Genomic DNA, 12063 nt, shown 5'->3' on the forward strand with positions numbered 1-12063 from the left:
ATGAAAAAAGGCTTATTAGATATCCTAAAGGGGAAATTCCTAGTAAGTGGAGATGCCCCAAAAAATTGGCTCTTCATCATTTTTGCTTCGTTTTTGGCTACAGTAATGATAGGTAGTTCACATAGCGCAGATACCAAGGTGCATAAAATAGCAGCATTAAATGAGCAAGTACGCGAGCTAAGAAGTGAGTTTGTGGATGTACGTTCCGACGTTCAAAGGTTAAAGTTAGAATCTAAAATAACAGAAATACTGGCGGAAGAAGATTTGTATCCATCAGAAACGCCGCCAAAAAAAATAAGAGTTAAATCGAACATCAATAAAAATCTCTAGATGCCTACCACGGACAAAGGAATTTTAACTAGACTATATGTTGTTGCAGGAGCATTTTTTGTTTTTGCAGGAATTGTTATGTTTAAGATGGTGAGTATTCAAATGGTGCACGGAGATAAGTATAAAGATATTGCGGATAAGCGGACCTCGAAAATGTTTACTATAGCTCCTAATCGTGGAAACTTGTATTCTGATGATGGTAGCCTTTTGGCAACTTCGGTATCTAGATATACTATTCGTTTCGATGCCGTTACTGTAAAGGAGAAGACTTTTAATGAAAACGTAAAGCCATTAGCAGCAGCTCTTGCTAAGTTGTTGGGCAATACGCCATCTCATTATCAGCAAATATTACGTAAGGCAAAGGCAAATAAAAATAGGTACACCTTGTTGGCAAGGAACCTGGATTATTCCGATTATATGGAAGTGAAAAATTTTCCTTTGTTAAAATTAGGTCCATATAAAGGTGGGATAATAGTAGAGCAGAAAACGGTAAGAGAACACCCGCTAGGTAAAATCGCGGAGCGAAGTGTTGGGTATGAGCGTGTAGATGAAAATGGATACTATACGAGGGTAGGTTTAGAAGGCGCTTTTGGTCAGTATTTAGGAGGGGTAGAAGGTAAGCGTTTAAAGCAAAAAATAGCCAAAGGACAATGGAAGCCTATAGGTATGGATAATATTGTAGAGCCGCAAGATGGTTATGATGTTATCTCAACGATAGATGTAAATATTCAGGATATAGCGCATCATGCTTTACTAAAGCAATTAGATTATTACAAAGCGGATCACGGATGCGTTATTGTAATGGAGACTAAAACAGGAGAGGTAAAGGCAATTTCAAATTTAGGAAGAACCAAAGAAGGTAAATATTATGAGCGTCTTAATTATGCTATAGGAGAGTCTCATGAACCTGGTTCTACTTTTAAGTTAATGAATATTGTAGCTGCTTTAGAAGATGGTATAGTAGATACTAGTACTATAAAGGATACGGAAAAAGGAGTTTGGAAAATCTATAAACATCGTGTGAGAGATTCTCATAGAGGGGGTTACGGTAAAATTACTATGTCTAAAGCTTTTGAAGTTTCTTCTAACACGGCATTTGCTAAAATGATTCATAATGGCTATAAAGAGGATCCAGAGAAATATGTGAATAGGTTAATGAACATGAACTTACATAAGGAATTGGGAATGCCTATTAAAGGAGAAGGAAAACCTGTTATACGCTATCCTGGAGACAAAGGTTGGTCTGGTCTTTCCTTGGCGCAAATGGCTTATGGTTATGAAGTTGCGGTAACACCAATGCAAACCTTGGCGTTTTATAATGCTATTGCTAATGATGGTGAAATGGTGAAGCCAAGATTAATAAAAGAAGTAAAAGAATGGAATAGAACTGTAGAGGTTTTTGATAAAGAAGTTCTTAACCCGTCAATATGTTCTAAGGAAACAATTTCTAAGGTAAGGCAACTATTAAAAAATACAGTTGAGAAAAAACATGGTACCGGACATGGGTTGTATTCGTCTAATTTTTCTATGGCAGGTAAAACAGGAACATGTCAAAAAGATTACGTTTCTAAAGATCCAGATAAATTAAAATACATATCCACATTTGCAGGTTACTTCCCGGCAGATAATCCTAAATATTCTTGTATTGTGGTTATTCATGAACCAGATAAAAGTGTGGGTTATTACGGGGCGGATGTTGCTGGACCTGTATTTAAATCTGTTGCTCAAAAAATTTATGCTACATCGCCAATGGTAGATGAGATTGATATGGAAAATGCTCAGGATGAAAATTTAGAGAAAGCCTATCAACAATTTTACACCCAGGCTCAGAAAAAGCAAAGTACTGTGCCAAATGTAAAAGGGATGAGTGGAATGGATGCTGTGGCAATTTTAGAAAATTTGGGATTACGTGTAGAGGTAAAGGGGAATGGCAGAGTAAAAAAACAATCCGTATCTCATGGTACAGATATTAATAAAGTAGAACATAAAATAGTATTGGTGCTTTCATGATGTTGCTAAAAGACATATTGTTTGGGGTAAGTTTGTCTGCGGTTAGTGGAGACACTACCTGTTTGGTAAATGTGGTGTGTTTTGATTCTAGAGAAGTAAGCTTGGATGATGTTTTTGTGGCTATAAAAGGTACATTAACAGATGGTCATAAGTTTATTGAAAAGGCAATAAATTCTGGAGCTAAAGCTATTATCTGTGAAACATTACCTGAGGTTCTGGTAAATGGGGTTACTTATGTAGAGGTGGATAATGGAAATAAGGCCTTAGCAATAATGGCTTCTAATTACTACGGAACGCCTTCAAAAAATTTGAAACTTGTTGGTATAACAGGAACTAATGGAAAGACAACTATTAGTAGTTTGTTATTTCAATTGTTTAAAAAGGCAGGTTTTAAAGTAGGGTTGATATCTACCATAAAAATTATGGTAGATGATAAGAATTATGCGACAACACATACCACGCCAGATGCTTTAACTATAAATAAGTATTTAAGTTTAATGAATGATGCTGGGGTGGAGTATTGCTTCATGGAAGTAAGCTCTCACGGTATTCATCAAAAAAGAACAGAAGGTTTAGTTTTTGAAGGAGCAATTTTCACCAATCTATCCCATGATCATTTAGATTATCATAAAACCTTTGCAGAATATAGAGATACAAAAAAAGTATTGTTCGATAATTTAGGTAAAAAAGCTTTTGCTCTAACCAATGTAGATGATAAGAATGGAGGGGTAATGCTTCAAAATACAAAAGCAAGGAAATATTCCTATGCCTTAAAGTCGTTTGCAGATTATAGAGCACAGATTCTAGAGAATCGTTTTGATGGTCAATTACTTAAGGTAAATGATCAGGAGTTATGGACAAAATTAATCGGTCATTTTAATGCCTATAACATGCTGGCCATTTTTGCTACGGCGGAGTTATTGGGACTAGAAAATTTGGAGACACTTAGATTGTTAAGTGAGTTAGATAACGTAGATGGCAGATTTCAATATTTTATATCTAAAGAAAAAATTACGGCTATAGTGGATTATGCCCATACGCCGGACGCCTTAAAAAATGTCTTGGAGACAATTCAGACATTGAGGACTGGAAATGAAAACGTCATCACCGTTGTGGGGTGTGGTGGCGATAGAGACAAGTCTAAGCGTCCGGTAATGGGTAATATCGCAGCTGAAATGAGTAACAAAGCCATTTTTACATCAGATAACCCTAGGACAGAAGTTGCTAGTGTTATAATTGAGGAGATGGAAGCGGGCGTGGAGCCGCAAAATTTTAAAAAAATCCTTTCTATAGAAAATCGTAAACAGGCTATAAAAACTGCTTGTCAATTTGCGGAAGCGAACGATATTATTTTGGTGGCGGGAAAAGGACATGAGACCTATCAGGAAACCAATGGTGAAAGAGTGGATTTTGATGATTTTAAAATAGTAAAGGAGTTATTAGAAAGCTTAAATAAGTAAAAGAATAATAAAAGAATGCTGTATTATTTATTTGAATATTTAGAAAAACAATACCAGTTTCCTGGAGCAAGCCTGTTTCAGTTTACCACATTTCGTGCGGCAATGGCTATTCTTTTTTCTTTAATAATAGCAACGGTTTATGGTAAGCGTATTATCCTGTTTCTTCAGAAAAAACAAATAGGGGAAACGGTGAGAGACTTAGGTTTAGATGGTCAGAAACAAAAAGCAGGAACACCAACAATGGGTGGCTTAATTATAATTATGTCCACCTTAATACCAGTTTTGTTATTTGCTAAATTGGATAATATATACATCATCTTATTAATAGTAACCACTGTTTGGATGGGTGTCATTGGCTTTATAGATGATTATATAAAGATTTTTAAAAAGGATAAGGAGGGTTTAAAAGGCCGTTTTAAAATATTAGGTCAAGTAGGTTTAGGTTTAATTGTTGGAGCAACACTTTATTTTCATCCAGAAGTAACAATGCGAGAGCATAATAAAACAGTAATAACAGAAAATTATACGGTAGAAGAAGTTCAAGGGCAAGATATAAAGTCAACCATGACGACAGTTCCTTTTTTTAAGAACAATGAACTGGACTATAGTAGTTTTATTTCATGGATGGGAGATGGGGCTAAGGAGTATGCTTGGTTAATATTCATTCCAATGATTATTCTTATTGTTACAGCGGTTTCCAATGGGGCTAATCTCACGGATGGTATTGATGGTCTTGCGGCTGGGAACTCTGCAATTATTGTGTTTACTCTTGGTGTTTTTACTTGGGTTTCTGGTAATTATTTTTTTTCAGATTATTTAGATATTATGTTTATTCCGCGAGCAGGTGAATTGCTAGTTTTTGTAACTGCGTTTGTTGGGGCATTAATTGGTTTTTTGTGGTACAATGCTTTTCCTGCCCAAGTTTTTATGGGAGATACAGGGAGTTTAACTATAGGGGGTGTTATTGCAGTTATTGCTATAATTATAAGAAAAGAATTGTTGATACCTATTTTATGTGGCATCTTTTTCGCCGAGTCAATTTCTGTAATGTTACAAGTGGGTTACTTTAAGTATACAAAGAAAAAGACCGGAGAAGGAAAACGTATTTTCTTAATGGCTCCATTGCATCATCACTATCAAAAGAAAGGATATCACGAGAGTAAAATAGTAACTCGTTTTTGGATTATAGGAATTTTGTTGGCAATTGTAACGGTTGTTACTCTTAAAGTAAGATAATGCAAAGGCTAGTAATATTAGGGGGTGGAGAAAGCGGTGTTGGAACTGCAATTTTGGGAAAGAAGAAAGGATATGAAGTTTTTGTTTCCGATAAAGGGAAAATAAAGAACAAATATAAAGACGTTCTTAAACATTTTGAGATTGATTGGGAAGAAGAAAAGCATACAGAGGCTAAAATATTAAATGCCGATGTGGTTATGAAAAGCCCTGGAATACCAGATAAAGTTGCTTTAATACAAAACATAGCAGGGCTAGGTATTCCTGTAATTTCTGAAATAGAATTTGCAACTAAATATACCGATGCTACTATTGTTGGTATAACTGGGAGTAATGGTAAAACTACGACAACTATGCTTGTAAATCATCTTTTTAAAGAAGCAGGTTTACATGTAGGTATGGCAGGTAATATTGGGGATAGTTACGCTAAAATGGTTGCAGAAAATAACTACGATTATTATGTTTTAGAGATTAGTAGTTTTCAGTTAGATGGTATTATTGATTTTAAGCCACATATCGCAATATTAACCAATATTACACCAGATCATTTAGATCGCTATGATTATAAGTTTGAAAACTACATAGCTTCTAAATTTAGAATAGCAAAAAATCAAGGACCAGAAGACTTCCTTGTATATGATGCCGATGATGAAGTAATCGTAAAATGGTTACAAGAAAACCCAATACAATCGAAATTAATTCCTTTTTCAATAACTAAAAAGTTAGAAGAAGGAACATATTCAGAAGACAAGAAAATTAAAATAAAGACACAAAATAATACTATAGAAATGAATACAGATACCTTGGCCTTAGAAGGGAAGCATAATCTTAAAAATACAATGGCGGCATCTACTGCAGCTAAATTGGTGAGCATAAGAAAAGAAACTATACGTAATAGTATAGCTACTTTTCAAGGTGTTGAACACCGATTGGAAAAAGTTCTAAAAATAAACCATGTGCAATACATTAACGATTCTAAAGCAACAAATGTTAATGCAACGTATTATGCTTTAGATAGCATGAAAACGTCTACGGTATGGATAGTGGGTGGTGTAGATAAAGGTAATAATTACAAAGAGTTAATGCCTTTGGTTAGAGAAAAGGTAAAAGCTATTATTTGTTTAGGAGAAGATAATTCTAAAATTAAAGATGCTTTTGGTAATGTAGTAGATTTAATGGTAGAAACATATGCCATGGAAGAAGCTGTGAAAGTAGCTTATAAAATTGCAGAACGTGGAGAAGCTGTTTTGCTTTCACCAGCATGCGCAAGTTTCGATTTGTTTAAAAATTACGAAGACAGAGGAAATCAATTTAAGGCGGCGATTAAAAATTTATAAACGTGTTAAAACTTTTAAATACTATTAGTGGAGATAAGGCTATTTGGGCAGTTGTTGCTCTTTTGGCTCTATTTTCGTTTTTGCCAGTATATAGCTCTAGTAGTAATTTAGTTTATGTGGTTGGTAACGGTACTACTATGGGGCATTTAGTGAAACATGCTCTGCTTTTATTTTTAGGTTTTGGTATTATTTATGGGGTGCATAAAATTCCAACACATTTCTTTAAAGGATTGTCCCTTATAGCAATGCCAGTAGTTTTAATGCTTCTTGTGTTAACATTGGCGCAAGGAACCTCTAGTGGAGGTACTAATGCTAGTAGGTGGATTCGTTTGCCACTCGTTGGTTTAGGTTTTCAGCCATCTAATTTGGCGGCAGTGGTTTTAATGATTTATGTAGCAAGGTATTTAACAAAAATAAAGGATAAGGTAATTACTTTTTCGGAAAGTATACTCCCGTTATGGATTCCTGTTTTTTTAACGATTGTCTTAATTCTTCCAGCGAATTTCTCTACGGCAGCAATAATATTTTCTATGGTATTAATGCTTTGTTTTTTAGGAGGATATCCTATAAAATATTTACTAGGAATTATTGGTACAGGTGTTGCATTTTTAGCCATTTTTATATTAACAGCTAAAGCAGCTCCAGATTTATTCCCGAATAGAGTAGATACTTGGATGAGCAGAATAGATAACTTTGCTAATCCAGAGGACACAGAAGCGGACTATCAAATAGAAAAAGCAAAAATAGCCATAGCTACTGGTGGGGTGTTTGGTAAAGGAGCAGGTAAGAGTGTACAAAAGAATTTTTTACCGCAAAGTTCTTCCGATTTTATTTATGCAATTATAGTAGAAGAATATGGCCTTGTTGGAGGATTTGTATTGATGTTTTTTTATCTATTACTGCTTTTTAGAATAATAGTAGTAGCAAATGGGAGCACAACAATATTTGGAAAATTACTGGTTTTAGGAGTGGGTTTGCCAATTGTTTTTCAAGCTTTAATTAATATGGCTGTAGCAGTAGAATTATTTCCTGTTACAGGGCAAAACTTACCATTAGTTAGTATGGGAGGAACCTCTAGTTGGATGATATGTTTGGCTATAGGTATTATACTAAGTGTTAGTAATAAAGACACCGAAATAGAAGAAAGTGTGTCTGATGATATAGATGAGACAAACCCTTTAGAAATATTAAGTGGACAATTATAAATTTATTCTTTCTGGAGGTGGTACTGGCGGACATATTTATCCGGCTATCGCTATTGCTAATGAGTTAAAGAAAAGATATCCAAATGCGGAATTTCTTTTTGTTGGTGCAAAGGATAGAATGGAGATGGAAAAAGTGCCCCAGGCAGGGTATAAAATAGAAGGTTTGTGGATTACTGGGTTACAACGTAAGTTGACCTTTAAAAATTTAATGTTTCCTTTTAAACTAATAAGTAGTTTGTTAAAAGCGCGTAAAATAGTGTCTAAATTTAAACCCAATGCCGTAATAGGTACCGGAGGTTTTGCTAGTGGACCGCTTTTAAAAATTGCATCAGGAAGAAAAGTACCTTGTTTGTTGCAAGAACAAAATTCGTATGCGGGTATAACCAATAAGTTGCTAAAAGATGCAGTTGCAAAGATTTGTGTGGCTTATGATGGTATGGAAAAGTTTTTTCCTGCTCATAAAATTATAAAAACAGGAAACCCAGTTCGTGAAGATTTAATAAAGATGGACGCTACAAAAGAAGAAGCGTTGCATTTTTTTAAGGGGAGTACAGGTAAAAAGACAGTACTTGTTTTGGGAGGTAGTTTAGGAGCTCGTAGAATAAATCAACTAATAGAGCAAAAGCTAGATTATTTTAAAGAATTAGGAGTGCAATTGTTGTGGCAATGTGGAAAACTATACTTTGAAGAGTATAAAAAATACAACTCAGATACCGTAAAAGTAATGGCTTTTATTAATAAAATGGATTTTGCATATGCGGCCGCAGATTGTATTATATCTAGAGCTGGGGCAAGTTCTGTTTCTGAATTGAGTATAGTTGGGAAGCCAGTTGTGTTTATTCCGTCGCCAACGGTGGCAGAAGATCATCAAACCAAAAATGCGATGGCTTTAGTCCGTGAGAACGCTGCTATAATGATTAAAGAAAAAGAATTGAATGCTAATTTTAATTCTGTTTTTTCAGAGGTAATTACATCTAAAGAAAACCAGGAAGAATTAGGAGTAAATATTAAAAAGATGGCATTACCAAATGCTACAAAAGATATTGTGGATCAGGTAGAATTATTGTTGCAAAAGTAAAATGGATTTAAAGCAAGTACATAACGTTTATTTTATAGGTGTAGGAGGCATAGGAATGTCTGCTTTAGCTCGTTACTTTAAATTCATAAATAAAAATGTAGCAGGTTATGATAAAACGGAAACACCATTAACAAAAGATCTTCAGAATTTAGGTATAACAATACATTATGAAGATGATAAAAAAAATATTGCTACAGAATATTTAGATGCTTCAAAAACCTTAATAGTATATACACCTGCAGTGCCAACTAGTCATGAAGAATATCAGTATTTCTTAAATAATGGTTTTGCGATAAAAAAACGCTCAGAGGTATTGGGGCTTATTACAAAAGATACTTTTTGTTTCGCAGTGGCTGGCACACATGGAAAAACTACAACGTCGAGCATTTTGGCTCATTTGTTAAAAGAAACGGGAACTCCAATAACTGCTTTCTTAGGAGGTATATCCGAAGATTTTAATAGTAATTTCCTTTTAGAAGGGGTGGATTATTCTGTGGTAGAAGCGGATGAGTTTGATCGCTCATTTTTACAATTATCGCCCAATGTTTCATGTATTACTTCTATGGATGCAGACCATTTGGATATTTATGGAACAGAAAAAGAATTACAAAATTCATTTAACGATTTTGCAAAACGTTTAAAGCCAAATGGTAAATTGTTTGTGCGTAATGGGTTGCCAATTAATGGTATAACCTATGGAATAGAAGACGATTCGGATTTTTGCATCCGAAATTTAAAAATAGAACATGGTGCCTACATTTTTGATTTGGGAACTCCTGATACGCTTATAACAGGGGTTACTTTTAACAAGCCAGGAAGACATAATTTGTTAAATGGTTTAGTTGCTTTTGCGATGGCGATACAAGCTGGTTCCCCTGCTGATCGCCTTGCTAGAGCATTAGGTACATTTAAAGGAGTGCAAAGAAGGTTTTCTTATCAAATTAAAAATAAAAATTTAATTTATATAGATGACTATGCGCATCATCCTACGGAAATTAATGCGGTAAATAATGCGGTTTATGAAATGCATCCAAATAAAAAAGTAGTTGCAGTGTTTCAGCCACATTTGTTTTCTAGAACAAAAGATTTTGTGGAGGATTTTGCAGAAAGTTTATCAAAATTTGATTCAATTTTGTTATTAGATATTTATCCAGCTCGGGAAAAACCTATACACGGGGTAACCTCGGAATGGTTGTTGGGTAAAATCAAAAATCCAAATAAAAAATTAATTAATAAAACAAATATTCTTTCAGAAATTAAAGAACAAAACCCAGAAGTGTTAGTTACAATGGGTGCAGGAGATATAGGATTAGAAGTACAAAAAATAAAAAAAGAGTTACAAGATGCAGATTAATTGGAACATTATGAAAATGCTTGGTTTATGCTTTGTTTTGCTGGGTTTGTATGCGTTTTCCGGTTATAGAAGTGGCCTTAAAAAGATAAAAAATAGTAGTATAGAATTCGTCGGAGATGAGAATTTATACCTAACACAGGGGACGGTTAATAAATTGTTAATACAAAATTATGGAAACCTTCAAAACGTCTCCAAAGAAAAATTAGATTTGAATAACGTGGAGAAAGCCATTGAGGCTAACGAAATGGTAAAAAGGGCTCAAGTGTATCTTGCTGTGGATGGGGAGCTTACGTCTAGAATTGTGCAACGTAAGCCAATTGCAAGGATTACAAGTGATGCAAGTTTTTATTTGGATGACGAAGGAAAACGCATGCCTTTGTCTAAAAATCACTCTGCAAGAGTGCCAATTATCACAGGAAAAGTATCGGGTGATACTTTGGAAGATGTATATGAAATATTAAAATATATAAATAGCGATGAGTTCTTGAGAAAGAATGTAATTGGTGTTCATATTAAAGATGTGGCAAATTATCAACTAAAGTTCCGGATGGAGCAATTTGTTGTTAATTTGGGTGGAGTGGATAATTTAGAAGAAAAGTTTAATAATTTTAAAGCTTTTTACGCTAAAGCAAATAAAGATAAAACATTGGAAAATTTTACAATGGTTAGTCTAGAGTTTAATAATCAAGTAGTGTGCACCAAAATATAGAGAACAATGGAACAAGGTAATTATTCAGTAGGTTTAGACATCGGTACTACCAAAATTGTTGCAATCATTGGTAAGGAGAATGAATATGGGAAAATTGAAATTCTTGGGATAGGAAAATCTAAGAGTTTAGGTGTGCATAGGGGTGTTGTAAATAACATTACCCAAACTATTAAATCCATTCAGCAAGCCGTAGAAGAAGCTGAGGCAAGTTGTGGCTTAAAAATTAGTTCCGTTGTTGTTGGTATAGCAGGGCAGCACATACGTAGTTTACAGCATAGCGATTATATAACAAGAGAGGATTCTGAAGAAGTTATTAATGATGATGATTTGGATACGTTATGTAATCAAGTTTATAAATTGATAATGCTTCCGGGAGAAGAAATTATACATGTTCTTCCGCAAGAATATAAAGTGGACGGGCAAGCCGAGATAAAGCAACCAATAGGAATGTATGGCGGAAGGTTAGAGGCTAATTTTCATGTAGTGGTTGGGCAAGTTACATCTATAAAAAATGTAGGTAGATGTATTAAAAGTGCTGGCCTGGATTTAGGGAATATTACCTTAGAACCTTTAGCATCTTCTAATGCTGTATTAAGTCAAGAAGAAAAAGAGGCAGGTGTTGCCTTAATAGATATAGGAGGAGGAACTACTGATTTGGCTATTTTTAAAGATGGAATTATTAGGCATACTGCCGTTATTCCATTTGGAGGTGGTGTAATAACAGATGATATTAAAGAAGGCTGCTCTATTATAGAAAAACAGGCAGAATTATTAAAAATAAAATTTGGTTCTGCGTGGCCAGGAGAAAATAAGGATAATGAAATAGTTTCAATACCAGGATTAAGAGGTAGAGAACCTAAAGAAATATCACTTAAAAATCTTTCTAAAATAATTCATGCTAGAGTAGTAGAGATAATTGAGCAAGTATATGTAGAGATTAAAAACTACGGTCATGACGATCAGAAAAAGAAGTTAATTGGCGGAATTGTACTTACAGGAGGAGGTAGCCAGTTAAAACACTTAAAGCAATTAGTAGAATATATAACAGGAATGGATACAAGAATAGGGTATCCAAATGAGCATTTAGCAGGAGATTCGGATAAAGAAGTAGTAAGTCCGTTGTATGCAACGGCAGTGGGTTTATTAATGAATGCTGTACAAAACGATGCTAAAAACAAAAAAATAGAAGAAGTTGTTGAGCAGGAAGAAGAACCGGTGTTAGTTGAGGAATCGGTTTCGGAAAACACAGCGGCGCAAACTAAGGAAAGTTTTCCTAGGAAATCTGTCTTTGATAAATGGTCCGATAAGTTGAAAGACTTTTTAGATAACGCAGAATAAATAAAATTT

The 12063-nt window shown here is 34.5% G+C and carries 10 protein-coding genes; all 10 read left to right on the top strand.

Going from position 1 to position 12063, the window contains the following annotated elements:
• From Q0856_RS14375 to ftsA, 10 genes are read left to right on the top strand one after another with little or no spacing between them, the layout of a single operon-like run.
• Nucleotides 1-330 carry an FtsL-like putative cell division protein gene (locus Q0856_RS14375; protein WP_298506142.1) on the top strand — a complete coding sequence of 110 codons (330 nt, stop codon included), beginning with the start codon at nt 1-3 and terminating at the stop codon, nt 328-330.
• The gene (locus Q0856_RS14380) at nt 331-2340 is read left to right on the top strand and encodes a penicillin-binding protein (RefSeq protein WP_298479243.1); all 2010 of its coding nucleotides are present in this window, start codon (nt 331-333) and stop codon (nt 2338-2340) included.
• Nucleotides 2337-3800, top strand: a complete 1464-nt coding sequence (locus Q0856_RS14385; protein WP_298506144.1) for a UDP-N-acetylmuramoyl-L-alanyl-D-glutamate--2,6-diaminopimelate ligase — start codon at nt 2337-2339, stop codon at nt 3798-3800. Before Q0856_RS14380 ends, Q0856_RS14385 begins: the two co-directional genes overlap by 4 nt.
• 15 nt (nt 3801-3815) lie before the next feature.
• Nucleotides 3816-5036 carry a phospho-N-acetylmuramoyl-pentapeptide-transferase gene (gene mraY, locus Q0856_RS14390; protein WP_298479235.1) on the top strand — a complete coding sequence of 407 codons (1221 nt, stop codon included), beginning with the start codon at nt 3816-3818 and terminating at the stop codon, nt 5034-5036.
• A complete protein-coding gene (murD, locus tag Q0856_RS14395) occupies nt 5036-6370 on the top strand; it encodes a UDP-N-acetylmuramoyl-L-alanine--D-glutamate ligase (RefSeq protein ID WP_298506148.1) in 1335 nt (444 codons plus the stop codon). Before mraY ends, murD begins: the two co-directional genes overlap by 1 nt.
• Before the next feature lie 2 nt (nt 6371-6372).
• Complete coding sequence (locus tag Q0856_RS14400) at nt 6373-7575, top strand: FtsW/RodA/SpoVE family cell cycle protein (RefSeq protein ID WP_298506151.1); 1203 nt, start codon at nt 6373-6375, stop codon at nt 7573-7575.
• Nucleotides 7562-8653 (top strand): undecaprenyldiphospho-muramoylpentapeptide beta-N-acetylglucosaminyltransferase, encoded by a 1092-nt coding sequence (gene murG / locus Q0856_RS14405; protein WP_298506153.1) that lies wholly within the window; start codon nt 7562-7564, stop codon nt 8651-8653. Before Q0856_RS14400 ends, murG begins: the two co-directional genes overlap by 14 nt.
• Before the next feature lies 1 nt (nt 8654).
• Complete coding sequence (gene murC, locus Q0856_RS14410; protein WP_298506155.1) at nt 8655-10007, top strand: UDP-N-acetylmuramate--L-alanine ligase; 1353 nt, start codon at nt 8655-8657, stop codon at nt 10005-10007.
• On the top strand, nt 9997-10716 hold the full coding sequence (locus Q0856_RS14415) for a cell division protein FtsQ/DivIB (RefSeq protein WP_298506158.1): 720 nt from the start codon (nt 9997-9999) through the stop codon (nt 10714-10716). Before murC ends, Q0856_RS14415 begins: the two co-directional genes overlap by 11 nt.
• 6 nt (nt 10717-10722) lie before the next feature.
• Nucleotides 10723-12054, top strand: coding sequence for a cell division protein FtsA (gene ftsA, locus Q0856_RS14420; RefSeq protein ID WP_298506160.1), 1332 nt, complete (start codon nt 10723-10725; stop codon nt 12052-12054).
• Nucleotides 12055-12063: the final 9 nt, after the last annotated feature.

The organism is uncultured Maribacter sp. (genome assembly GCF_947496775.1).
Lineage (GTDB): Bacteria > Bacteroidota > Bacteroidia > Flavobacteriales > Flavobacteriaceae > Maribacter_B.